Annotated in this window: 19 protein-coding genes; 10 read left to right on the top strand and 9 right to left on the bottom strand. The window is 74.8% G+C overall.

The window, feature by feature from the left end:
* Positions 1–56: 56 nt before the first annotated feature.
* Positions 57–665 (top strand): helix-turn-helix domain-containing protein, encoded by a 609-nt coding sequence (locus ACZ4UX_RS16070; RefSeq protein WP_465707093.1) that lies wholly within the window; start codon positions 57–59, stop codon positions 663–665.
* 32 nt (positions 666–697) lie between these two features.
* On the opposite strand, the gene ACZ4UX_RS16065 is transcribed toward ACZ4UX_RS16070, so the two are convergent.
* Entirely contained in the window at positions 698–2,530 is a 1,833-nt protein-coding gene (locus tag ACZ4UX_RS16065) for a cholesterol oxidase substrate-binding domain-containing protein (RefSeq protein ID WP_465707092.1), read from the bottom strand.
* A 254-nt stretch (positions 2,531–2,784) separates the two neighbouring features.
* On the opposite strand from ACZ4UX_RS16065, the gene ACZ4UX_RS16060 reads away from it, so the two are divergent.
* Positions 2,785–4,179 (top strand): class II fumarate hydratase, encoded by a 1,395-nt coding sequence (locus ACZ4UX_RS16060; protein ID WP_329490456.1) that lies wholly within the window; start codon positions 2,785–2,787, stop codon positions 4,177–4,179.
* Between the two features lie 119 nt (positions 4,180–4,298).
* Here ACZ4UX_RS16060 and ACZ4UX_RS16055 read toward each other — a convergent pair whose 3' ends face one another.
* On the bottom strand, positions 4,299–4,769 hold the full coding sequence (locus ACZ4UX_RS16055) for an SPW repeat protein (protein ID WP_329490455.1): 471 nt from the start codon (positions 4,767–4,769) through the stop codon (positions 4,299–4,301).
* 193 nt (positions 4,770–4,962) lie between these two features.
* On the opposite strand from ACZ4UX_RS16055, the gene ACZ4UX_RS16050 reads away from it, so the two are divergent.
* Both ACZ4UX_RS16050 and ACZ4UX_RS16045 read left to right on the top strand, forming a co-directional pair.
* Positions 4,963–5,520: a PadR family transcriptional regulator gene (locus tag ACZ4UX_RS16050; RefSeq protein WP_329490454.1), complete on the top strand. Its 558-nt coding sequence runs from the start codon at positions 4,963–4,965 to the stop codon at positions 5,518–5,520.
* 73 nt (positions 5,521–5,593) lie between these two features.
* Positions 5,594–7,294 carry an acyl-CoA dehydrogenase family protein gene (locus tag ACZ4UX_RS16045; protein ID WP_352287320.1) on the top strand — a complete coding sequence of 567 codons (1,701 nt, stop codon included), beginning with the start codon at positions 5,594–5,596 and terminating at the stop codon, positions 7,292–7,294.
* Positions 7,295–7,380: 86 nt separating this feature from the next.
* Here the strand turns inward: ACZ4UX_RS16045 and ACZ4UX_RS16040 are convergent, their stop codons facing one another.
* The 3 genes from ACZ4UX_RS16040 to ACZ4UX_RS16030 all read right to left on the bottom strand — a co-directional run bounded on the left by ACZ4UX_RS16040 (position 7,381) and on the right by ACZ4UX_RS16030 (position 11,914).
* Complete coding sequence (locus ACZ4UX_RS16040; RefSeq protein ID WP_396488188.1) at positions 7,381–8,688, bottom strand: M28 family metallopeptidase; 1,308 nt, start codon at positions 8,686–8,688, stop codon at positions 7,381–7,383.
* Between the two features lie 243 nt (positions 8,689–8,931).
* Positions 8,932–11,178: a GAF domain-containing sensor histidine kinase gene (locus tag ACZ4UX_RS16035; RefSeq protein ID WP_465707091.1), complete on the bottom strand. Its 2,247-nt coding sequence runs from the start codon at positions 11,176–11,178 to the stop codon at positions 8,932–8,934.
* Positions 11,179–11,281: 103 nt separating this feature from the next.
* Positions 11,282–11,914, bottom strand: a complete 633-nt coding sequence (locus ACZ4UX_RS16030) for a response regulator transcription factor (protein ID WP_329492323.1) — start codon at positions 11,912–11,914, stop codon at positions 11,282–11,284.
* Positions 11,915–12,288: 374 nt separating this feature from the next.
* Between ACZ4UX_RS16030 and ACZ4UX_RS16025 the strand changes: the two genes are divergently transcribed.
* Positions 12,289–14,529: a sensor histidine kinase gene (locus ACZ4UX_RS16025; protein WP_465707090.1), complete on the top strand. Its 2,241-nt coding sequence runs from the start codon at positions 12,289–12,291 to the stop codon at positions 14,527–14,529.
* A gap of 75 nt (positions 14,530–14,604) precedes the next feature.
* Here the strand turns inward: ACZ4UX_RS16025 and ACZ4UX_RS16020 are convergent, their stop codons facing one another.
* The 4 genes from ACZ4UX_RS16020 to ACZ4UX_RS16005 form a co-directional block, all read right to left on the bottom strand.
* Positions 14,605–14,784: a hypothetical protein gene (locus ACZ4UX_RS16020; RefSeq protein ID WP_465707089.1), complete on the bottom strand. Its 180-nt coding sequence runs from the start codon at positions 14,782–14,784 to the stop codon at positions 14,605–14,607.
* A gap of 328 nt (positions 14,785–15,112) precedes the next feature.
* Positions 15,113–15,520, bottom strand: coding sequence for a hypothetical protein (locus tag ACZ4UX_RS16015; RefSeq protein ID WP_465707088.1), 408 nt, complete (start codon positions 15,518–15,520; stop codon positions 15,113–15,115).
* Positions 15,517–16,098 carry a hypothetical protein gene (locus ACZ4UX_RS16010; protein WP_465707087.1) on the bottom strand — a complete coding sequence of 194 codons (582 nt, stop codon included), beginning with the start codon at positions 16,096–16,098 and terminating at the stop codon, positions 15,517–15,519. Before ACZ4UX_RS16010 ends, ACZ4UX_RS16015 begins: the two co-directional genes overlap by 4 nt.
* 164 nt (positions 16,099–16,262) lie before the next feature.
* Positions 16,263–17,348 (bottom strand): 3-dehydroquinate synthase family protein, encoded by a 1,086-nt coding sequence (locus tag ACZ4UX_RS16005; RefSeq protein WP_465707086.1) that lies wholly within the window; start codon positions 17,346–17,348, stop codon positions 16,263–16,265.
* A 464-nt stretch (positions 17,349–17,812) separates the two neighbouring features.
* Here ACZ4UX_RS16005 and ACZ4UX_RS16000 point away from each other — a divergent pair, with 464 nt between their 5' ends.
* From ACZ4UX_RS16000 to fahA, 5 genes are all read left to right on the top strand, one after another.
* Positions 17,813–19,159, top strand: a complete 1,347-nt coding sequence (locus ACZ4UX_RS16000) for a phosphoribosyltransferase family protein (RefSeq protein WP_465707085.1) — start codon at positions 17,813–17,815, stop codon at positions 19,157–19,159.
* 292 nt (positions 19,160–19,451) lie between these two features.
* Positions 19,452–20,666, top strand: coding sequence for a 4-hydroxyphenylpyruvate dioxygenase (hppD, locus tag ACZ4UX_RS15995; RefSeq protein ID WP_329490446.1), 1,215 nt, complete (start codon positions 19,452–19,454; stop codon positions 20,664–20,666).
* Between the two features lie 69 nt (positions 20,667–20,735).
* Positions 20,736–21,935, top strand: a complete 1,200-nt coding sequence (locus tag ACZ4UX_RS15990) for a homogentisate 1,2-dioxygenase (protein WP_329490445.1) — start codon at positions 20,736–20,738, stop codon at positions 21,933–21,935.
* Positions 21,932–22,783 carry a hypothetical protein gene (locus tag ACZ4UX_RS15985; protein ID WP_352287341.1) on the top strand — a complete coding sequence of 284 codons (852 nt, stop codon included), beginning with the start codon at positions 21,932–21,934 and terminating at the stop codon, positions 22,781–22,783. Before ACZ4UX_RS15990 ends, ACZ4UX_RS15985 begins: the two co-directional genes overlap by 4 nt.
* Complete coding sequence (fahA, locus tag ACZ4UX_RS15980; RefSeq protein WP_359804200.1) at positions 22,780–24,000, top strand: fumarylacetoacetase; 1,221 nt, start codon at positions 22,780–22,782, stop codon at positions 23,998–24,000. Before ACZ4UX_RS15985 ends, fahA begins: the two co-directional genes overlap by 4 nt.
* The last annotated feature ends 90 nt before the right edge of the window (positions 24,001–24,090 follow it).

Genomic DNA, 24,090 nt, shown 5'->3' with positions numbered 1-24,090 from the left:
AACCCGAAGGCTGTCGTTCGTCAAGGCGAACGCCCGTACGTGTGGAGCGAACGCGGATGAGTGCGAAGACCGGGTCCCGCGGCGCGGGCGACGGAGCCGGGGGGCCGGGCGCGGCCGGCTCGGAGCTGATCGGGCTGATCGCCGCGTCCATCCGGCGCGAACGCGAGCGGGCCGGTCTCTCCATGGCCGAGCTGGCCCGCCGGGCCGGGATCGCCAAGTCGACGCTCTCCCAGCTGGAGTCGGCTGCGGGCAATCCGAGCGTGGAGACGCTCTGGGCGCTCGGCGTCGCGCTGGACGTGCCGTTCAGCCGGCTGGTCGACCCGCCGCGACCGGTGGTGCGGGTGATCCGGGCCGGCGAGGGGCCGGTCACCCACTCCGAGCGGGCCGACTACGCCGCCACCCTGCTGGCCTCCTGCCCGCCCAACGCCCGCCGGGACGTCTATCGGATCGAGGCGCAGCCGGGCGAGGCCCGGGCCTCCGACCCGCACATGCCCGGCACGGTGGAGCACGTGGTGCTCAGCGCCGGGCGGGCCCTGGTCGGCCCGCCGGCGGAGCCGGTCGAACTCCACCCGGGCGACTACGTCAGCTACCCCGGGGACGCCCCGCACATCTTCCGCGCCCTCGCGCCGGACACCGTCGCGGTCATGGTCATGGAGCACGTGTAGGACCCGGCCGGCGGAGAACCGGGGCCCAGGCGTCAGACCGTCAGCAGGGTGTCCAGGAAAGCGTTCCCGAAGACCCGGTGCGGGTCGTGGCGGTCGAGTACGGCGACCGCCTCGTCCCAGCCGGGGCCGCCGCCGTCGCGCAGGCTGGCGGGGACGACCCGGCCGAGCACGTCCGGGTCGGCCCAGGCGGCGTCCTCGGTGTACGCCCAGCCCTTGGACCACTCGACCCGCAGACCGGCCCGGGTGCCGTCGAAGGTCCGGAGCAGGAACCGTTCGAGGTCGCGGGCGAAGCGGTGCAGGCCGGGGGTGCCGGGGAGGCTGAGGACGTCCAGCCAGACGGCGGTGTCCCAGTCGGGGCGGTCGGGGCGCGGGCGCAGGGCGGAGAGCAGCGGCGGCCGGGCGCCGGGGACGCCGCTGGCGGCCGGGTCGTCCAGGCCGGTGACCCGGATCTCCACCGCGCCGTTGACCGGGAACTCCCCGCGCGCCTGGTACTCGGCGAGCAACTGCCGGTAGTAGGCGGCGAACTCGGACACCACCCACTGGAGGTCGGCCCGCCGGGCGAGCACGGCGTAGCCGTTGGCGGTGACCCGCAGGGTGGTCGGGCGGACGTACTGCAGCAGGGTGCGGGAGGGGCCCCAGAGGTCGGAGCGCAGGCCGCCGGCGAGCAGGTGGGTGAGGAGTTCGCCGGAGAGCAGCTCACGGAGCACGCCGCCGGAGAGCAGCACGTCGGTGAGGTCCCCGGTGAGGGCGACCTTGGCGACCAGGTACTGGAGTTGGCCGAAGAGCGGGGCCGACCCCCAGGCGCCGGCGACGAGTTGGCCGGCGAGGCGGGCGACCGGCTCCGGGATGCTGTCGGAGAACGGGTAGTTGTAGGGCTCGTCGACGGTGCGGGAGCCGAGCGGGCGCTGCGGCGCGACGCTCCAGGTCTTCAGCCAGGGGCGCTCGGTGCAGGCGAACCAGATCACCTCGGCGCGCCCCTCGCGGTCGACGAAGTCGGCGAGGGTGCGCGGGCGGCCGAGGATGCCGCCCGGGGTGCCCGGGCGGGCGAACAGCTCGGTCGCCGGGATGTCCAGCCGGCTGACGCAGCGCAGCGGCACGTCCGGGCCGGCCCGGAGCACCACCTCGGTGACGAAGGCCCGGCCCAGGTGGACCAGGAACGCGGCGCTGTCGGCCTCGGAGCGCTCGAAGGTGCGCAGCGCGTAGCGGTCGGTGGCCGGGTCGTGGACGACGGCGGTGAGCCGGACGACCTGGTTGCTGACCGAGCCGTAGCCGTGGCCGTCCGGGCGGAGCTCGCCGGCGGCCGGGACGGCGGTGCCGTGACCGCCGATGGCGAGCACGCCGCCGACGGTGAGTTCGCCGGGCGCGGGGCAGTTGGCGACGCCGAGGCCGCGGCCGGCCAGGTGGGCGAGCAGGCTCTCCATGGTGGCGCCGGTCTGCGCCCGGACGGTGGTCGGCGAGTCGGCGGTGAGCGCGGTGAGGTGGCGGGTGGTGTCCAGCAGCAGGACGCGGGCGGAGCCGGGGGTGTCGTCGGCGACGGTGAGCGGCGCCCAGGTGTGCCGGTAGCCCTGGGCGCGCAGCCGCCAGCCGTGGGCGCGTGCCCAGTCGGCGAGCGGCGGGACCTCCTCGGGGGTCCGCGGGGCACAGGTCCAGAGCTGGTCGGTGCGGACCTCGCCGGACCAGTTCTGGTAGACCCGCTGGTACAGCTCGGTGCCGGCGGGCAGTTCGGGCGGCACCGGGACGGCGGCCCGCGCGCTGTCCGGCCCGATCGTGCCGCGCAGCAGCCAGCCGACCGTGCCGAGGGCCGCCGAGGCGCCGAGCAGCTCCCGCCTGCTCAGCCCGTCCCGGTCGCGCCGTGTTGCCGCCATGTCCGCCCCCTGCTCGGTGATCGTCTCCCCCGGTGCCTGCACGGGCGTGTGAAGCCGGTGCGTGCACGAGCGTACGAAGCGGACCGGTGCGCTCGGGCCGGCCGGTCGCGATCTTCACTCCTTCGAGTGAAGGCCGGCCGGTTCCCCCACCTGGCGCGGAAATACCGGGGGCCTCTGCGCGGCTGTCGTCTGCGCAGACCGCAGCCGGTCGGGGAGCAGACCCGGCCGGGGCCGACCAGGAGGTGCAGCGCGTCATGGGTGAGCAGCAGGAGTTCCGGACCGAGCACGACTCGATGGGCGAGGTCCGGGTGCCGGCCGCCGCCAAGTGGCAGGCGCAGACCCAGCGGGCGGTGGAGAACTTCCCGGTGTCGGGCCAGCGGCTGGAGCGGGCCCACATCGCCGCGCTGGCCCGGATCAAGGCCGCCGCGGCCCGGGTGAACGCCCGGCTCGGGGTGCTGGACGAGGAGACGGCGCAGGCCGTGGCGGCCGCCGCCGAGGAGGTCGCCCAGGGGCGCTGGGACGACGAGTTCCCGGTGGACGTCTTCCAGACCGGCTCGGGCACCTCCTCCAACATGAACGCCAACGAGGTGATCGCCACCCTGGCCGGCGAGCGGCTCGGCCGCCCCGTCCACCCGAACGACCACGTCAACGCCAGCCAGTCCTCCAACGACGTGTTCCCGTCCTCGATCCACATCGCGGCCACCGCGGCCGTCACCCACGACCTGATCCCGGCCCTGGAGCACCTGGCGGAGGCCCTGGAGCGGCGGGCCGCGGCGTTCTCCGAGGTGGTGAAGTCCGGCCGGACGCACCTGATGGACGCCACCCCGGTGACCCTCGGCCAGGAGTTCGCCGGGTACGCGGCGCAGGTCCGGCACGGGCGGGAGCGGCTGCTGGCGACGCTCCCCCGGGTCGCCGAACTGCCCCTCGGCGGGACGGCGGTGGGCACCGGCATCAACACCCCGCCCGGTTTCGCCGCCGCCGTGATCGAGGAGGTCGCCCGGGCCACCGACCTGCCGCTGACCGAGGCGCGGGACCACTTCGAGGCGCAGGGCGCGCGGGACGGCCTGGTCGAGCTGAGCGGTCAGCTCCGCACCGTCGCGGTCGGCTTCACCAAGATCGCCAATGATCTGCGGTGGATGGGCTCGGGCCCGCGCACCGGCCTCGGGGAGATCAACCTGCCGGACCTCCAGCCCGGTTCGTCGATCATGCCGGGCAAGGTCAACCCGGTACTGCCGGAAGTGGTGCTGATGGTCTCGGCCCAGGTGATCGGCAACGACACCACCGTCACGGTGGCCGGCGCGAGCGGCAACTTCGAGCTCAACGTGATGCTCCCGGTGATCGCCCGCAACGTGCTGGAGTCGGTGCGGCTGCTTGCCAACAGCGCCCGGCTGCTCGCCGACCGCACGGTCGACGGCATCACCGCCAACGTCGAACGGGCCCGCGAGTACGCCGAGTCCTCGCCCTCGGTGGTCACCCCGCTCAACCGCTACCTCGGCTACGAGGAGGCCGCCAAGGTCGCCAAGCAGGCGCTGGCCGAGCGCAAGACGATCCGACAGGTGGTGCTGGAGCGCGGCTACCTGGAGCAGGGCAAGCTCACCCGCGAGCAGCTGGACGAGGCCCTCGACGTGCTGCGGATGACCCGCCCGTGACCACGCGGCGGGGGCGCCCGTCCCTGACCGGCCCCCGGCCGTAGCGGTCGAACGGCGTGCGCCGGGGTGCGGGCGGCGGCCTCACCGCCCGCACCCCGGCTCCGGACTGCCGGGTGGCGTCAGCCCCCGGCCCGGCCGGCCCGGCCACGTCGCATCGACGCGCCGTTCGACGTGATGGTGGCCATCGAGATCGCCGCGAGACCCAGCAGGAACATCACGGCACCCGCGATCATGCAGGTCACGATGTTCTTCCCGCGGTCGACCGCTCCGGACACCACCCAGGGCGAGATGATCGTCCAGGCACCGAGCAGGGTCGCCGCCCAGGCCCGTGCGTGGGTGCGCTCGTACGCTGAGCCGTACCCGGCCATCAGCACGCAGTAGGCGAGACCCACGATCAGGCAGGTGACGGTCAGCGTGCTGAAGGCGGTGAAGCCGACGATCCATGGCGAGGCCGCCAGGAACAGACCGGCGAGGACAGCCAGGGCCTCGACGGCCTGGGCGCGCGGAGTCAGGGTGACCCGCTCGTAGTGTTCACGCAGTTCGACGATGTCCGGATGGTGCTCCATGCCCATCGGAATCTGGGTAGACACCGATACCACCTCCTAGGTCCGGTACACGGAGGGCGCAAGCCCAGTACCATTCTGGCGCCGATCTGCCGTTTTGCACCATTTCGCCCGAGAAGCTAATCTCACCGCCCACACCCGGCGCGCACCGCGGTGAGCTGCGTCTCACCCGGCCGGGACGCCCTTGCCTATGCAACTCGTTGCATAGCAGGATGCCGCCATGGCACTGGAGCACGCGATCCTCGTCTCGCTGCTGGAGCAGCCCGGCTCCGGCTACGAGCTGGCCCGGCGGTTCGACCGCTCCATCGGACGCTTCTGGACCGCCACCCACCAGCAGATCTACCGGGTGCTGCGGCGGATGGAGGCGGACGGCTGGATCTCCGCCGAGGAGGTCGCCCAGGACGGCCGCCCGGACAAGAAGGTCTACTCCGCGGCCGGTCCCGGCCGGGCGGCGCTGGCCGGCTGGCTGCGCGAACCGGTCGAACCGGAGACCGTCCGGCACGAGCTGGCGGTCAAGATCCGCGCGGCCGCCTTCGACGACCCGGCCGCCCTGCTCTCCGAGGTCGAGCGGCACCGCGAGAGCCATGCCGCCCTGCTCGCCCGCTACCTGCACGGCGAGCAGCGGGACTTCCCCGACCCGGCCGCCCTCGACGCCCGGCAGCAGCTGCAGCACGTGGTGCTGCGCGGCGGCATCGAGTACGAGCGGATGACCCTCGCCTGGCTGGACGACGTGCTCGCCACCCTGCACCGCCTCGCCGCCGACCGGACCGGGGCCTGAACCCCCGGCTCCGCCGACGGACGAGAACTCCCCGCCCCATCCGATCACCACCCTCGACCCCCGGGAGCCCGTGATGCTCTTCAACCCGCGTACGTACGACCCCGCGCAGTTCGACGAGCCGACCCGCCGACTGCTGCGCGCGACCGTGGACTGGTTCGAGTCCCGCGGCAAGAAGGCGCTGATCGACACCTACATCGACCGCAGCTGGTACGCCGACTTCCTCGAATTCGCGGCGAAGGAGGGCCTGTTCGCGGAGTTCCTGACGCCCTCCTCGGCCGACCCGGAGAAGCGCTGGGACACCGCCCGGATCGCCGAGCTGAACGAGATCCTCGGCTTCTACGGGTTGGGCTACTGGTACACCTGGCAGGTCACCGTGCTCGGCCTGGGGCCGGTCTGGCAGAGCGGGAACGAGGCCGTCCGGGCCCGCGCCGCCCAGCTCCTGGCGGAGGGTCACGTGATGGCGTTCGGGCTCTCCGAGCGCAGCCACGGCGCCGACATCTACTCCACCGACATGATCCTCACCCCGGACGGCGAGGGCGGCTTCACCGCCACCGGGTCCAAGTACTACATCGGCAACGGCAACGTCGCCGGCCTGGTCTCGGTCTTCGGCCGCCGCTCGGACGTCGACGGCCCGGAGGGCTACGTCTTCTTCGCCGCCGACAGCCGCCACGAGGCGTACCACCTGGTCAAGAACGTCGTGAACGCGCAGATGTACGTCAGCGAGTTCCGGCTGGAGGACTACCCGGTGCGCGCCGAGGACGTGCTGCACACCGGCAAGGCCGCCTTCGACGCCGCGCTGAACACCGTCAACGTCGGCAAGTTCAACCTCTGCACGGCCTCGGTCGGCATCTGCGAGCACGCGATGTACGAGGCCGTCACGCACGCCCAGAACCGGGTGCTGTACGGGAAGAAGGTCACCGACTTCCCGCACGTGCGGCGCGAGCTGACCGACGCGTACGCCCGCCTGGTGGCGATGAAGCTGTTCTCCGACCGTGCGGTGGACTACTTCCGCACCGCCTCGCCCGAGGACCGCCGCTACCTGCTCTTCAACCCGATGACCAAGATGAAGGTCACCACCGAGGGCGAGAAGGTCATCGACCTGATGTGGGACGTCATCGCGGCCAAGGGCTTCGAGGCGGACACCTACTTCGACAAGGCCGCGAAGGACATCCGCGGTCTGCCGAAGCTGGAGGGCACCGTCCACGTCAATCTGGCGCTGATCCTCAAGTTCATGGGCAACTACCTCTTCAACCCGGCCGACTACGCGCCGGTGCCCACCCGGCTGGACGCGGCCGACGACGAGTTCCTGTTCCGCCAGGGCCCGGCCCGCGGCCTCGGCGCGATCCGCTTCCACGACTGGCGCAAGGCCTACGACGCCTTCGCGCACCTGCCGAACGTGGCCCGCTTCCGCGAGCAGGCCGACGGGTTCTGCGACCTGCTGCTGACCGACGCGCCGAGCGAGGCGCAGCAGGCCGACCTGGACTTCCTGCTGGAGATCGGCCAGCTCTTCGCGCTGATCGTCTACGGCCAGCTGGTGCTGGAGCAGGCCGAGCTGACCGGGCTGGACGCCGGCCTGCTGGACCAGGTCTTCGACGCGCTGGTGCGGGACTTCTCGAAGCACGCCACCGAGCTGCACGGGAAGGCCTCGACCACCGAGGCGCAGGCGGCGTGGGCGCTGGCCAACGTCCGCCGCCCGGTCGCGGACGGCGAGCGGGCCGCCAAGGTGTGGTCCATGGTCGAGGCGCTGTCCGGCGCGTACGAGATGCAGCCGTAACCTGCGCCGGACGGGGGTGCCGGCGGCGGCCGGCACCCCCTTCGCGCGCCCACGTCCTCGCGCGTCTTCTTCCTCGCGCGCCTTCGTCAGAAGGTGAGCTTCCAGCTGTCGACGTAGCCGGTGTCCTGGCGCGCGATGTCCTGCACCTTGAGCTTCCAGGTGCCGTTGGCCGGCACCGCGGAGGCGTCGACGGTGTAGGTGGCCTGGACGTTGGCCGCGGAGTCGTTGCCGCTGGAGTTCTTCAACCGGAACGTCGTGCCGTTCGGCGCGACCAGGTCGACCACCAGGTCACCGCGGTAGGTGTGCTTGATGTCCACCGCGACCTGGAGCGCGGCGGGCGCGTTGCCGGTCCGGCCGGTGACGGCGAGGTCGGAGGTCACCGCGGCGCCGTAGTCCGGGATCTGAACGTCGGTGGTGGTCTCGAAGACGGTGCCGGTGGGCGGCGTGGTGGTACCGGCCGAGAGCGTCCAGACGGCGTACGCGATGGCGTCGGTCATCCGGTCCAGCGCGGTGTCGTTGATGTTGGCGCTGGTGTCGCAGGAGGAGTGGTAGCAGCGGTCGAAGGCCTGGCCGGCCGTCCCGCCCCACTTGGCCGCCTGGGCGGCGGTCTTGGTGTAGTCGGCGCCGCTGAACAGGCCGCCGACCCGGATGCCCGCGTCCTGGAACGGGGCGTGGTCGGAGCGGCCGTCGCCCTCGAAGTCCTGCTCGGTGCTGATCCCGATGCCCGCGAAGTAGTCGCGGAACAGCGCGTCCAGCGCGGAGTCGTAGCGGTAGGTGAAGTAGCCCGGGTTCGGCGAGCCGATCATGTCGAAGTTCAGATACGTGTCGATCTTCGAACGCTCGGCGGCCGGAAGGCTGTTGACGTAGTTCTTGGAGCCGACCATGCCGTACTCCTCGGCGCCCCACCAGCCGAACCGCAGGTGCTTGGTGGGCTGGAGGCCGGCCCGGGAGACGGCCAGCGCAGTCTCCAGGATGCCGGCCGAGCCGGAGCCGTTGTCGTTGATGCCCGGACCGCCGGTGACGGAGTCCAGGTGGGCGCCGGCCATCACGACGTGCGAGGTGTCGCCGCCCGGCCAGTCGGCGATGAGGTTGTAGCCGGTCGAGCCGTTGTAGGTGAAGGTCTTCAGCGCGGTGGTGAAGCCCGCCGCGTCCAACTTGCCCTTCACGTAGTCGATCGACGCCTTGTAGCCGGTACGGCCGTGGGCACGGTTGCCGCCGTTGGCGGTGGCTATCGACTGCAGCTGGGCCAGGTGCGCCTTGACGTTGGCGACCGGGATGTCGGGGGCGGCGGCGACGGCCCGGGGGGCCTCGGGTGCCACCGGGGCGGCGGGGGCCGCGACGGCGGCGGGGGCGAACAGGGCGGCGGCGAGTGTGACGACCGCCCCGGTCGACAGGGCGGATCGGCGCAGGCGGGATCGCCGCGAGGCGCGCTCGGTCAATGGAGGCTCCAGATTCTGATGGGGCAGAACGGAAGCGCACAGCCTCGCGGAGGGCCATCGGGTCGTAGGGGCGGCCGGGTTGGGGTCCGGCCGGGAACAGGGCTACCGGCCGGGACAGCCCGGTCGGGGAGCGGTGACAGCGGGGGCACAGCCGCGAAGTTGACGCGACCATGATGATTGGGCCAACCCCGGCTTCCGTCAAGGGGCCCGCTGCGGGCGGTCGGCTCCGTCCGTGGTCGGGGCCGTCGCTTCGGACACGACCGGCATCCGGGGCAGCACCGCCCGGACGAGGGCGCCACCGGGGTGGTTCACGGCCGTGAAGGCGCCGCCCAACTCCTCGGCGCGCTCGGCCATCGAGCGCAGCCCGAGCCCGGAGCCGGCCCGGTGGGCACCGCGGCGGCCGGCGCCGTCCTGCTCGGCGGCGCCGGGTTCGCCGCCGTCCGCGGGGGCCGCCGGGAAGCCCCGGCCGTCGTCCCGGGCCTCGACCACCACCTCGTGCGGGCGGACCCGCAGCGTCAACCGGGCCTCGGTGGCGCCCGCGTGGCGCAGCACGTTGTTCAGCGCCTCGCCGCCGATCCGCAGCACCGCCACCTCGACGGCGGCCGGCAGCACCGGCGGCGGGTCCGGGTCGAGCTCCAGGCTGAGCCGGACCCGCTCCCCGTCCAGTCCGGCGACCAGCCGCCGCAGCGCCTCCGCCAGGCCCTGGCCGGCCAGCGCGGCGGGCGCCAACCCCTCGGTGATCCGGCGCAGTTCGACGATCGCCTGGCCGATCCCGGCCGACACCGCGCGCAGCGAGCGGGCGGCCGGGGAGTCCTCGGGGACGGCGGCCCGCGCGGTGTCGATGCCGAGCCGCAGCCCGGACAGGGTCGGCCCGAGCCCGTCGTGCAGGTCGTGCCGCAGCCGGCGCCGCTCCTCCTCCCGGGCCAGCACGATCTGCCGCCGGCCGGACTGGACCTCCTCGTACATCCGCAGCGAGGCGATGGCGGGCGCGGCCTGGTCGGCGAGGAACCGCAGCACCTCGCGGTCCTGGGCGTCCAGCACGGGCTGCCCGGCGCGCGGCGGCGCGCAGAGGTCGCCGATCACCATGCCCTCGTAACTGAGCGGGAACACCTGGCTGTCGGGACCGACGGTGCCCACCGAGGCGAGTTCGTGCGGACCGCTGCTGGTGTGCAGGACCACCCGGGCCCCGGGCAGGCCGAGGGCACCGACCACGGTCTCGCAGAGCAGCGGCGGCGCGTCGGCGGGGCTGACGGCCCGGCTGAGCCGCTCGGCGAGCGCGCGCACCACCTGGTACGGGCGGGCCCGCTCGCCGTAGTAGAACCGGTCGACGGCGCGGACCACCCAGCGGGTGGTCGGGCCGATCAACCCCCCGATGGCGAGCGCCCCGGCCGCGAGGAGCTGGGCGCCGGCGGTACTGGCCTGCGGCAGCGCGCGGCGCAGCAGCAGCGCGATGCCGAGGTAGCCGGAGATCAGCACGGCGGTCAGGGCGAGGACGCTGAGCATCCGCCGGGTCGCCCGGTCCAGGTAGCGCGAGCGGTCCCGGGTGAAGCCGTACCCGACCGCGCCGAGCATCCACAGCGCCGAGCCGGTGAAGTAGGCGACCGCCGCGATGCTCTCGGAGTTCCCCAGCCTGAGCGCGATGTTGGTGGTGACCAGCCAGATCAGGTAGGGGACGAGCACCGCCGCGACCGCCCGGTGCGGCCGGTCCGAGCGGCGCCAGCGCACCGCGGCCACCGTCAGGCTGACCGCGACGAGCGCCCAGGAGACCGGCGTGACCCGCCATTCGTCCAGCGGCAGCCCCTCGCCCGGCGGCACCAGGACGTCGCCGAAGTAGGGCAGCGGCGCCCCGAGCCGGACCACGCAGGCGTGGCAGGCGCTCCAGAGCGCCACCACGACCACGAAGGCCCGGCCCGCGGGGCCGCCGGGCAGCCGCCCCTCCGGGAGCCAGAGCGGCAGGGCGATGGCCAGGAAGACGAACAGGGTGACGGAGGCGAGCAGCAGGGCCGCCCCGACGGCCTCCGCCACCGGGCCGGCCCCGGCCGCCCTGGCCGCGAACAGCACGAAGCGGGAGAGGCAGCCGCCGAAACCGGCGGCCAGCAGGACCACTCCGAGGCCGAGTCCGGGGGCAGCGGCGGCGGCCGGGGCGGTCCGGCCGGGGTCGGTGGGGCCGGGGTCGGTGGGGCCGGGACCGCCGACGGCGCCCGGCGGGGAGGCGTCCGGTCCGGCCCGGTGGGCCAGGACGAGCACCCCGGAGAGCGCGAAGCCGAAGCCGAGCAGCACCGTCTGGCCGTCGTGGAGCAGGAACGCGTCGGTCCACGGGGCGTCCTGGTGGACGAGGGCCAGCAGCACCCAGCCGAGGCCGGAGAGCAGCGTCGCGGCGCAGACCCAGTACGCCCGGGTCGGACCGGCCTGCCGGGCGCCGGTGGCCGGAACCGGTTCGCTCATGTGGGCCTCCTCCCCCGCATCCTCGGCTTCCTGGCGTCCCGGGCGCGCGGGGCGGCGGTCCGCTCCGTGCCCCGCCCCCGCGCCCGCCCCGGTGCCGGCCGCCTCAGCCGTCGCCGAGGCCCATGTCGCGTGCCCGGGCCACCGCCTCGGCCCGGGTGGCGACGTGCAGCTTCTCGAAGATGTGCGTCACGTGGTTGCGGACCGTCTTCTCCGCCACCACCAGCTCCCGGGCGATCCGCCGGTTGTCCAGCCCGCGCGCCACCAGGTCGAGCACCTCCGCCTCGCGCGCGGTGAGCGCGGGGAACAGCTGCCCCGCCTCGCGCAGCCGGGCGCCCGCCAGCAGCGCCGTGATCCGCCCGGCCACGTCCGCGCCGAACACCGCCCCGCCCGCCGCGACCGTCCGCACCGCGTGCAGCACCTCCTCCCGGCCGGCGCCCTTGACCAGGTAGCCGCGCGCGCCGGCCTGGAGCGCGGCGAGCAGGCTGCCGTCGTCGTCCGACATGGTCAGCATCAGCACCGGCGGGGACGGCTGCCGCTCGGCGAGCCGGCGCGCGGCCTCCAGCCCGGAGCCGTCCGGCAGCGAGAGGTCCATCACGACCACGTCCGGGCGGCTGCGGGCGACGGCGGCCGCGACCTCGCCGACCCGCTCCGCCTCGGCCACCACGGCGATCCCCTCGGCGCTCTCCAGCGCCGCCCTCAGGCCCTCCCGGAACAGCGGGTGGTCGTCGACGATCAGGACCCGGACGGAGGAGTCCTCCCGCTCCTCGCCCGAAGGCCCGGGGGTCTCCGGGACCTGCCCGCCGCCCGGGCCGGACGGCGCTCCCGGTGCGCCGGAGCCGTCGCCCGCGCCCGGCGGCGCGGCCCGGGGCCGATCGTCCGGCTGCGGGGCGGGCGGTTCGACGGGGTGCTGTTGGTCCACCTGGCCGACACTACCAGCGATGCGGGAGTGACTTTCTGTGACATGCGCGGATCGCCGTGCGGCGACGGACCACCGTGCCGAGGACGAGACCGCTGCCCCATGCGCCCGGGACGGCGGGCGGTCGAGACTGAGATGGTGCCCGGTGCGCGGCTGCCGCCGGACCTCTCCCGAGCCCGTTGCGAGGCGGTGCCATGATCACGGTGATCCCGACCCGGCCGCGGACTGCCACCGGGCCCTCCGCCCGCCGGACGCCCGCCCAACGGCAGCTCGCCGCCGCAGCGGCCTGCACGGCCCTCTGCCTGGCCGTCGCCACCCTCTGGACCTGCTACGTGCTCGTCCACCTCGGTACGCCCGGGGTCGACCGCCCCCGGGACCAACTCGCCATCCTGATCTACGCACTGCCCACCGCCGGTGCCGGGATGCTGCTGCACGCCCACCGCCCGGGCAGCCCGCTCGGCTGGGTGATGCTGGTCTACGCCCTGACCTCGATGCTGCCCAGCGCCGCCGGGGCACCCGTCTGGGTGGAACTCTCCGATCCGCGACTCGCGGGGGCGATGGCGGTGCTGCGGTCGGTCTGCAACACGATCAGCCAGACCCTGTTCTACGTCCTGCCGCTCTGGCTCCCGTACGGACGGCTCACCGACCGCCGCTGGTGGCTCTACATCGGTGCCGTCACGCTCTGGGAGATCCCGGACGGTCTGTCGTTCCTGAGCCACGCGACCTCGTACGGCCGGCCGAACCCGCTCGCCGACGGCGCGCCCGCCCGGTTCTTCGGCTCGATCGCCGACCACCTGGACAGCCTCTACGAACCGGCGAACTTCCTGTTCGTCGGCTTCGCCGCCGCCGTCCTGCTGGTCCGGCTGCTCCGCCCCTCCCCCCGTCCGGAGCGCGGCCGCGACGGCGCGCCCCGGCCGCAGCACCCGGCCCACCGGGCGCACGTGGCGGGCATGCTGGGCGCCTACCTGCTCTGGGCCGGGCTGGAGGACTACTACAACCGCAGCTTCCAGAACGACTACTGGCTCAGCTACGGGCTGTTCACCGCCGCCGGCGCGGTCTGGGCGGTCGCCGTCGCCCACCTGGTGATCCGGGACGGCGGCTGGCGGCTCGACCGGGCGGCCCGGTCGGTACTGACCGGACTGCTCCTGGCCACCGGGGTGACCACGCTGTTCGTGGTGGTGGCCGCCGTGCTCTCCGGCTGGCTGGTCCCGGGCCGGGGTGCGGCCGGGCTGACGCTGATCGCCCTGGTGTTCGGGCTCGGCGCCGCCCTGCCCCGGGCCGCCCGGTGGGCGGTCGGGGTGATCGACCGGCTCTACTACGGCGACCGCGCCCAGCCCTACCAGGTCCTGCGCACCCTGGCCGGACGGGTCCGGCAGGTGGTGGACCCCGAGCGGCTGCCGGCCGTCCTGTGCGGCACCGTCGCGGAGGAACTGCGGCTGCCCGGGGTCGCACTGAGCGTCACCACCCGGGCCGGCCGCCGCCCGCTGGCCGCCGTGGGCCGGACGGACGGACCGGACCAGGCCTTCGCCCTGGTCCACCACGGCACGACGATCGGGGAGTTGACGGTCGGGCTGCGGGAGGGCGAGGAGCGGCTGGAGGCCGGCGACATCGACATCCTGCGCTCGCTCGCCGACCAGGTCTCGCCCGCCGTCGCCTCGCTGCGGTTGCAGGAGGACCTCCAGGCGAGCCGGGCGCAGATCGTCGCGGCGCGGGAGGAGGAGCGGCGCTGGCTGCGCCGGGACATCCACGACGGGCTCGGCCCGGTGCTGGCCGGGCTCCGGCTGCGAGTGGACAACGTCGCCTCGGCGGCGGCCGCCGGGGCCTCCGGGGTCTCCGGGGTCGCCGCGGCCTCCGGGGAGGAGGCTCGGGCCGGGGACACCGGCGGGGAGATGGCGCGGACGCTGACCGGGATCTCGGGCGACCTCGCGCTGGCGATCAAGGAGGTCCGGCGGATCACCGACCGCCTCGGGCCCGCCCCACTGGGCGAGTTCGGGCTGGCCCGGGCCGTCCAGCACCTCGCACTCACCTTCAGCGGCGCCGGACTCGCCGTCGACGCCACCGTGACCCCCGATCCCCTGCCGCCCCTGCCGGCCGCCGTCGAGGTGGCCGTCTACCGGATCACCGCCGAGGCGCTGAACAACGTCCTGCGGCACGCCCGCGCCGAACGCGCCGAGGTGGTGGTCCGGGTGGACGACGAGACGCTGACGCTGACCGTGCAGGACGACGGGGTCGGCTACCGACGGGAGGCGGACGGCGACGCCGTGCCCGAGCCCGCGGGCGGCGAGGGGAGCGGGGTCGGGGTCCGGTCGATGGCCGACCGGGCCGCCGAGATCGGCGGCAGCTGCACGGTCGCACCGCTGCCTCGGGAACACGGGACCCGGGTGCGGGCCGTGCTCCCCCGCTTCCCGTCCAAGGGCGGCGCGGGCACGGCATGAGGGACGGCCGCCGCCCCCGGTGCGGGCTGCACCGGGGGCGGCGACGGGTTCAGGGGGACGGGGACGGACGGCGCCTCAGCCCTTGCAGTCCTTCTCCCCGGGCTTGCACCTGTTGGTGGTCCCACCGCGCTTGGGCGCCGGGCCGGGGGTGGTTGCCGCGCCGTCGACGACGTTCCGACACACGACGGCTGCCGCGGCCAGGCCGACGAGTACGGACGCGACGCAGAACGTCTTCGTTGCCGTGTTCGTTGCCATGGGGGATGCTCCAGATCCTTCGACTTCCGACCGGTTCGGGCCGGTCGGCCGTTCTTCCTCCACCCTGCGCGGGCCGCCGCCCCGGGCGCATGGGCCCGCCGTCCCGTTCCGGTCCCACTCCGGGGCTTCGGACGGGACTTCGGACGGGACGGCGGACAGGGCGGCGGCCCGCGCAGGGCCGGACGCGGCACGGCCCCGCGCACGTGGGGCGGCCCCGGCGCGGGTCGGGGAGGGGTGCACCTGCGGGTGTGGGGCCGGGGCAGCCGTCCGGCCCGGGCGCTCCGGAGCGGAGCACCCGGGCCGGGAGGGCCGGCGGGCTCGGGGCGGGTCAGGGGCGGGTACGCCACTCGGTGCGCCGCCGCGCCGGGGCCGGGCGGGCGGTGGCGCGGGGGGCCGCGGCCAGGGTGAGGCAGAGCAGTTCGGCACCCAGCGGTCCGGCCTCCAGCTGGAGCGGGGTGCCCGGGCGGGCCAGCAGGAGGTCGCCGTCGACCGCCAGGTGGTTCGGTTCGCCGGGCGTCTGCCCCACGAGGAGGGAGCCGCGCAGCACATGGAGGGCGACCTCGGTCCCGGCCTGCCCCGGCAGCGTGTGGCGGGCGCCGGGGCTCAGCCGCAGATGGTCGAAGGACTCGCAGGCACTGGCGAGCATGGAGCGACGGGCCAGGCAGCGGAGGCGGATCCGTTCGCCGTTCGGACCCAGGATGACGGCGGCGGAGCCTGCGGCGGTGGTGACGATCACCGTGACTCGCCTCCCTTCGGACGTTCGGGGTGCTCGGGATGTTCGGGGTGCTGTGCCTGTTCGGGGTGCTGTGGCTGCTCGGGGTGCTGTGGCTGCTCGGGGTGCTCCGGATCGGCGGACCGCCGGGGGCGCGGGGGCCGGTCCGGACGGGCTGTTCCCGGGCCGTCAGCTGCGTGGCGGTCCCCGGCATGGCCGTCGGCGCGCCGCCGTCCGCCGGACGGTCCGGGGGCCTCGGACCCGGCCGGGCGGCCGGCGACGGCCAGGACGGCCTGGAAGAACTCCAGCCCCGCCGTGCCGGCGGTGAGCACCGTCCGCCCGCCCAGCGGCAGGGTCAGCGCGGTGCCCTCGACCAGCGGGAACCCGGCGTCGGGCGCCTCCTCCGCGGCGTCGTCCGGGCCGGTGGCCGTCCCCGAACCGGCGGTGACGTAGAGGGCGTGCTCGACGCCCTCCGCGATGACCTCGGTCGTGCGGCCCGGGTCGAGCCACCGCAGTCCGACCGCGCGCAGCGGCCCGGTCAGCACGCGGCTGGGGTCGACGGCGCCGCGTCGGCGGAGGTCGGTGATGACGGTGCCCGTCATGGCGGTGACTCCTTCTGGTCGGCGGCGGCCCGGTCCGGTCCGCCCTGCCGTTCCACGGTGTGCCGCCCGTCGTCCCGGTCGCACGGTGACCGTGTCCCGTCCTGCTCCCGCCCGCTGCCCGGGCCCCGCCCGGTCCGGAGGTGCCGCGCACCGGGACCCCGCGCTCACCCGGTCACCGGCAGGAGCTCCGCGACCCGACCGGACGGCACCCCGACCGGACCCAGCCCCTCCACCGCCGCCCGCACCGGCGCGGCTCCCACCGGTGTGAGCAGCCGGCCGTCCACGCAGGACGGCCGCCCGAGACCGGCGAGCAGCAGCAGACCGGGCCCGGGAGCGAGGGCCGCGCCGAGCGCGTCGGCGAGGGCCGCCACGTCCGTACCACCGGGCAGGCCGGTCACCGAGCCGTTGCGGGCGACCAGTTCGCGGTGGGCCCAGGCTCCGGCCGCGTCCAGCAGGCCGAGCCGGACCGCGAGGCGGGCGGCGAGCAGGAGTCCCAGGGCCTCGGCGTCGCCGGGCGCGAAGGGGTGGCCGGCCAGGCGGCGAACCAGTGCGCCGAGGCGCCGCCCGTAGCCCAGGGCGAGGGCCGGGCCGGTCTCGAACGGGTCGAAGCAGACCAGGGCGGCCCGGGCGTCCGCGCAGACGGCGAGGAAGCCGGCGACGGTGCGCTCGGAGTAGCGCGCCTCGGGGTCGAGGGCCTCGGCGAGCGCCTCGTACTGCGCCGGGCAGACGGCGAGCACGTGCCGGATCACGCCCATCATGCCCGCCCTGGTCTCGGCGGCGGGCCGGTCGGCCAGCACATCGCCGCGGACCCAGACCAGCGCGGGCGCCGTCCGGTCGGGCAGCTCGCGGGCCTCCGGGGGCGGGCACCGCAGCGCGAGCGCGGGCCCGACGGCCGCCGCCAGGGTGGTCGGCAGCCGCAGGTCGGCCGCGACGGCGCAGGCCCGCTCACCGCCGAGGGCGATCACGACGGTGCGGCCACCGGTGCCCCCGTCCGGGGCAGGCCGGTCCGGCAGCGGCGCGGACCGCAGGTCGATGACGGTGCACGGCGCCTGCGCGGCGGCCATGGCGCGGACCCTGGCGAGGTCGTCGACGGGTGCCGCGCCGTCGGTCACGAGCAGGAACCGCTCGGCCCCGAACGCGGCCGTCCGCTCGGCGAGTTCGGCCCAGGAACCGTCGCCCCGGCGCACCGCCAGCGGGATGCCGGCCGGGCCGGCCTGGATCCGACGGTCGAATACGGTTGTGCCGCCCATCGCGATCCACCTCCCGCTCCTGCTGCGACTGCTCCGGCTTCCCGGGTTCTCCGATCTCGACGATGGCCCGCCCGACGCCCCGGGCGCCTGAGCCGCCCTGCCCGTCCCGGCCCGGTCGGCACACGGGACGGGCCGGGGCGGCACCGGGACAGGCCGGGGCGGCACCGGGACAGGCCGGGCGCGGGCAGGACCGGGAAGGGCCGGGACCGGGAGCGGGCCGGGCGCGGAACGGGCAGGTCAGGGCGCGCGGGCGCTGTGACCGCTCCCGGCTCCGGGCCGCAGGTAGGGGAGCAGGTAGTGCACCGGATCCCTGCCGAACGTCCCGTCCTTCGTGCCGGTCCCCCCGGGGATCCCGGCCGCCGGGGCGACGGCGTGCGGCGCGGGGCGCCCACCGGCCGCCGGAGGCGGGAACGGCCCGCCCCCGGCGCCACCCGCCGACGTACGGTGGAACCGGAGGCCGCGTCATGCACCGCACCCGGACCCACTTCACCGACCGCACCGACGCGGGCCGCCGGCTGGCCGCGCTGCTCGGCCACCTGCGCGGCCCCGGCACCGTCGTCGTCGCCCTCCCGCGCGGCGGGGTCCCGGTGGCCGCCGAGGTCGCGGCCGCGCTCGGCGCCCCGCTGGACATCTGCGTGATCCGCAAGCTCGGGGTGCCCCGCCAGCCCGAGCTGGGCATGGGCGCGATCGGCGAGGACGGCGTCCGGGTGCTCAACGACGAGGTGATCCGGCTGGTCGGCGTCACGCCCGGGCAGCTCGCCGACGTCGAGCTGCGCGAGCGCGCGGAGCTGGAGCGGCGGGCCCGCCGCTACCGGGGCGGACGCCCGCCCGAGGAACTGCGCGGCCGCACCGTGGTCGTGGTGGACGACGGCATCGCCACCGGCTCCACGGCCCGGGCCGCCTGCGTGATCGTCCGGGCCCGGGGGGCGGCCCGGGTGGTGCTGGCCGTTCCGGTGGCGCCCGACGACTGGACGGACCGGCTGGCCGGGATCGCGGACGAGCTGGTCTGCGTCGGCACGCCGTCGCCGTTCTTCGCGATCGGCGAGTTCTACGGCGACTTCTCGCAGACCGGTGACGAGGAGGTGCTGCGCCACCTCGCCGAGGCGCGGGCCGCGCCCGCCCAGGACGGCGCCGGGGCGGTCGGCAGCGGGGTGGACCGTGAGCTGGTCCTGCCGATCGCGGGTGTCCGGCTGGCCGGCCGGCTGACCGTCCCGGCGGACGCGGCCGGCGTGGTGGTGTTCGCCCACGGCAGCGGGAGCGGCCGGCACAGCCCGCGCAACCGCCGGGTGGCCGCCGCCCTGAACCGGGCCGGCCTGGCCACCCTGCTGTTCGACCTGCTCACCGAGGACGAGGAGCCGGACCGGCGGAAGGTGTTCGACGTCGAGCTGCTCGGGGCCCGGCTGACCGCCGTGGCCGGGCTCCTGCCCGAGCTGCCGGAGGGCCGGGAGCGGGCTCTCCCGCTCGGGCTGTTCGGAGCCAGCACCGGCGCGGCCGCCGCGCTCACGACGGCCGCCGCGCTGGGCGAGGGGGTGCGCGCCGTGGTGTCCCGGGGCGGGCGTCCCGACCTCACCGGTCCCGGCCGGCTGGCCGAGGTCACCGCGCCGACCCTGCTGGTGGTGGGCGGTCTGGACGGCCGGGTGATCGACCTGAACCGGCAGGCGCGGGCGCGGCTGCGCTGCGAGAGTGAACTGGCGGTGGTGCCGCAAGCGGGCCACCTCTTCGAGGAGCCGGGCACGCTCGACCGGGTCGCCGAGCTGGCCCGCGACTGGTTCCTGCGGTACCTGCCGGCCGGCCCGCCGGCCACCCCGTGAGCGACCCCACCGACCCGAACCGAACCCCCCGGAACAGCCCCGACCGGCCCGACCGGCCCCGATCGACCGCCGTACAGACCTCTCGCGAACCACCTCGGACGACCAGGCATTTTGTGCAGCCGGACCGGCCATTTCCTGACCAGCTTGTACACATTGAACAGTGAAATCCCGACCTGTTGCCCAACCACCCCGACAGGAGCAAGCTCTCCGCTCAGCCGCACCACCCACCCAGCGGTGCGGCCGCCTCAAGCGGATGCCTCAATGCCGAGGCCTCAATGTGGAGGAACGACCGATGACCCCGCAGTCCCACGCCCTTGAGCTGACCCCCGAGGAACGCGAGGCCGGTCTCGACGCCGAGCAGCTCCGCCGCCTCGTCGGCCTCGTCGAGCACGACCCCGCCACGGACCCGTTCCCTGTCACCGCGCAGGACGCCATCGTGTTCGTGGTGGGCAACGCCACCCAGACGGCCCACTTCTACCAGTCCGTCTTCGGCATGGAGCTGGTCGCCTACTCCGGCCCGGAGACCGGCCGCCGCGACCGCAAGGCCTTCGTGCTGCGCTCCGGCTCCTGCCGCTTCGTGATCAAGGGCGGTGTCGCCCCGGACAGCCCGCTGCTGGACCACCACCGCCGGCACGGCGACGGCGTCGTCGACCTGGCCCTGGAGGTGCCGGACGTCGACAAGTGCATCGCGCACGCCCGCGCCCAGGGCGCCACCGTGCTGGAGGAGCCGAACGACGTCTCCGACGAGAACGGCACCGTGCGCCGCGCCGCCATCGCCACCTACGGCGAGACCCGGCACACCCTGATCGACCGCTCCCGCTACCACGGCCCCTACCTGCCGGGCTTCGTGGCCGCCGAGACCAGGGTGGCCCGCACCGCCGGCCACCCGAAGCGGCTCTTCCAGGCCCTGGACCACGCGGTGGGCAACGTCGAGCTCGGCCGGATGGACGAGTGGGTCGGCTTCTACAACCGCGTCATGGGCTTCGTGAACATGGCCGAGTTCGTCGGCGACGACATCGCCACCGAGTACTCCGCGCTGATGTCCAAGGTCGTCGCCAGCGGCAACCACCGGGTGAAGTTCCCGCTCAACGAGCCGGCCATCGCCAAGAAGAAGTCGCAGATCGACGAGTACCTGGAGTTCTACGGCGGCCCCGGCTGCCAGCACCTGGCGCTCGCCACCAACGACATCCTCTCCACCGTCGACATCCTGCGCGCCAACGGCGTGGAGTTCCTCTCCACCCCCGACTCGTACTACGACGACCCGGAGCTGCGCGCCCGGATCGGCAAGGTCCGGGTCGAGGTCGAGGAGCTGAAGAAGCGCGGCATCCTGGTCGACCGCGACGAGGACGGCTACCTGCTGCAGATCTTCACCAAGCCGCAGGGCGACCGCCCGACCGTGTTCTTCGAGTTCATCGAGCGGCATGGCTCGCTCGGCTTCGGGAAGGGCAACTTCAAGGCGCTCTTCGAATCCCTGGAGCGCGAGCAGGACCGCCGCGGCAACCTCTGATCAGCACCCCCGATCGGAGCGGGAACGGCGAACGGGCCAGTCGGCGAACGGGCCAGGAGGAGCAGGACGATGGCGTACTACCGGCAGCTGGGCAGCATCCCGCCCAAGCGGCACACCCAGCACCGCACCCCCGAAGGCGGGCTGTACTACGAGGAGTTGATGGGCGAGGAGGGGTTCTCCTCGGACTCCTCGCTGCTCTACCACCGGGGCATCCCCTCGGCCGTCGTGGACGCCGTGCCGTGGGAGCTGCCGGACCAGTCGACGGTGCCCAACCACCCCCTGCTCCCCCGGCACCTCAAGCTGCACGAGCTGTTCGCGGGCCAGGAGTGGAAGTCCGCCGACGTGGTGGGCGGCCGCCGGCTCGTCCTCGGCAACGGCGACGTGCGGATCTCGTACGTCGCCGCCGGGGCCCCGAGCGAGCTGTACCGCAACGCGCTCGGCGACGAGTGCGTGTACGTGGAGTCCGGCAGCGGCACGGTCGAGACGGTCTTCGGCACGCTGGAGGTCGGCCAGGGCGACTACGTGGTCATCCCCCGGGCGACCACGCACCGCTGGGTGCCGGCCGGCGACGAGCCGCTGCGCGCCTACTGCATCGAGGCGAACAGCCACATCTCCCCCGTGAAGCGCTACCTCTCCAAGTACGGCCAGCTGCTGGAGCACGCGCCGTACTGCGAGCGGGACCTGCGCGGTCCGGCCGGCCCGCTGCTCGTCGAGGGCACGGACGTCGACGTGCTGGTCAAGCACCGCGGCCCGAACGGCGTCGCGGGCACCCGGTACACCGTGCCGCACCACCCGTTCGACGTGGTCGGCTGGGACGGCTGCCTGTACCCGTACGTCCTCAACGTCCGGGACTACGAGCCGATCACCGGCCGGATCCACCAGCCGCCGCCCGCGCACCAGGTGTTCGAGGGCAACGGCTTCGTGATCTGCAACTTCGTGCCCCGCAAGGTGGACTACCACCCGCTCTCGATCCCCGTCCCCTACTACCACTCCAACGTGGACAGCGACGAGGTGATGTTCTACTGCGGCGGCGACTACGCGGCCCGCAAGGGCTCGGGCATCGCCCAGGGCTCGATCTCGCTGCACCCCGGCGGCCACACCCACGGCCCGCAGCCGGGGGCGTACGAGCGCAGCATCGGCGCGGAGTTCTTCGACGAGCTCGCGGTGATGGTGGACACCTTCCGGCCACTGGAGCTGGGCGAGGGCGGCCGGGCCTCCGAGGACGGCAACTACGCGTGGACCTGGGCCGGTCGGGGGCCCGCGCGATGAGCGCGATCCCCGAGCTGTTCCGGGACCTCTTCGACGACGCGGCCGTGTTCCCGCCCGGGAACCTGCCGCTCGCCGACGCGGTGCCGGCCCACCGGGCGCACCGCAGCGCCTGGTACGCCGCCGCGGTCGGCCCGCTGCTCTGCGGGGCGGGCCGGCTCGGCGAGCTGGCGGCCGCCGCGGACCCGGCCCGGCACACCGGGCCGCTGCGGGTCGGGCTCGTACTGCCGGGGGGCAGTGCGGAGCTCGGCCCGGCCCTGGAGGCCGCCGCGCCGTTCGAGGTGGCCGGCGTCGAGCTGGCCACCCGGGACGCCGGCGAGGCGGTCGCCGCGCTGGACCTGCTGCTGCCGCCGGACGTCCCGGCCGCCGTGGAGCTGCCGCGCGAACTGCTGCGCGGCGACGCGCTGGGCGACGCCCTGGACGTCCTGGTCGACAGCCCGTACCGGGCGAAGTTCCGCACCGGCGGGGTGGTGGCCGGCGCCTTCCCCGACGAGGAGGAGCTGGCCCGCTTCCTCACCGGCTGCGCGCAGCGCGGCCTGCCGTACAAGTGCACCGCCGGGCTGCACCACGCCGTCCGGCACACCGATCCGGTCACCGGCTTCGAGCACCACGGCTTCCTGAACGTCCTGCTGGCCGCACAGGAGACCGACCGGTCGGCCGCCGCCGAGGTGCTGGCCGAGCGCTCCGGCGCCGTGCTGGCCAAGGCGGTCGGCGAACTGACCGACCGTCAGGTTACGGTGATCAGGAACTCGTTCACCGCGTTCGGCACCTGCAGCGTCGCCGAACCCCTGGACGACCTGGCCGGGCTCGGCCTGCTGTCGCCCAGTCCCATGCCCCAGGAGGACCGTTGAGCACCCCCCGCAGCTGGCTCGCCAGCGCCCAGGACTCGCCGTTCGGCGTGCACAACCTGCCGTACGGCGTCTTCACCGCCGCCGACCGGCCAGGCCGGCGGCGGATCGGCGTACGCGTCGGGGAGTTCGTCCTCGACGCCGGGGCCGCCGCCCGCGCGGCCGGGGAGCCGTCCGTCCTGCTGGACGCCGAGAGCCTCAATCCGCTGCTGGGCGCGGGGCGTCCGGTCTGGACCGAGGTGCGCGCGGCGCTGACCCGCTGGCTCACCGACGAGTCCCACCGGGCGGCGCTCTCGCCGCTGCTGCTGCCCCTGGCCGAGGTGGAGCTGCACCTGCCGTTCGAGGTCGCCGACTACGTCGACTTCTACGCCTCCGAACACCACGCCACCAATCTGGGCCGGATCTTCCGCCCCGGCTCGGAGCCGCTCACCCCCAACTGGAAGCACCTGCCGATCGGTTACCACGGCCGGGCCGGCACGGTGGTGGTCTCGGGGACGGAGGTGGTCCGCCCGCACGGGCAGCGCAAGGCCCCGGCCGACCCGGCGCCGTCCTTCGGACCGACCCGCCGGCTGGACATCGAGGCGGAGGTCGGCTTCGTGGTCGGCACGCCGTCCGCGCTCGGCACGCCCGTCCCGCTGGACGCCTTCCGCGAGCACGTGTTCGGCGTCTGCCTGGTCAACGACTGGTCCGCGCGCGACATCCAGGCCTGGGAGTACGTGCCGCTCGGCCCGTTCCTCGGCAAGTCCTTCGGCACCTCGGTCTCGCCGTGGATCGTGCCGCTGGACGCCCTGGAGCACGCCCGGGTCGCCCCGCCCGCCCGGGACGTCGAGCCGCTGCCCTACCTGGACGACCGCGGCGGCGAGCCGTGGGGCCTGGACCTCGCGATGGAGGTCCGGCTGAACGGGCACCCGGTCTCCCACCCGCCGTTCGCCTCGATGTACTGGACCGCCGCGCAGCAGCTCGCCCATCTGACGGCCAACGGCGCCTCGCTGCGCACCGGGGACTTCTTCGCCTCGGGCACCGTCAGCGGCCCCGAGCCGCGGACCCGGGGCGCCCTGATCGAGCTGACCTGGAACGGCGAGGAGCCGCTGAAGCTCCCGGACGGCACCGTCCGGACCTTCCTGGAGGACGGCGACGAGGTCGTCATCACCGCCACCGCCCCGGGCCGCGACGGCGCCGTGGTCGGCTTCGGCGAGGTGACCGGCCGGGTCGTGCCGTAGCCCCACCGCGGCCGGCACCACGGCCGCCGGAGCGCCCAGGAGGCGGCGCCGGACACCCGGCGCCGCCTCCGGCACGCAGCGTCGCGTCCC

Source organism: Kitasatospora sp. NPDC028961, assembly GCF_055564815.1.
This window is presented reverse-complemented; position numbering and strand designations above follow the sequence as displayed.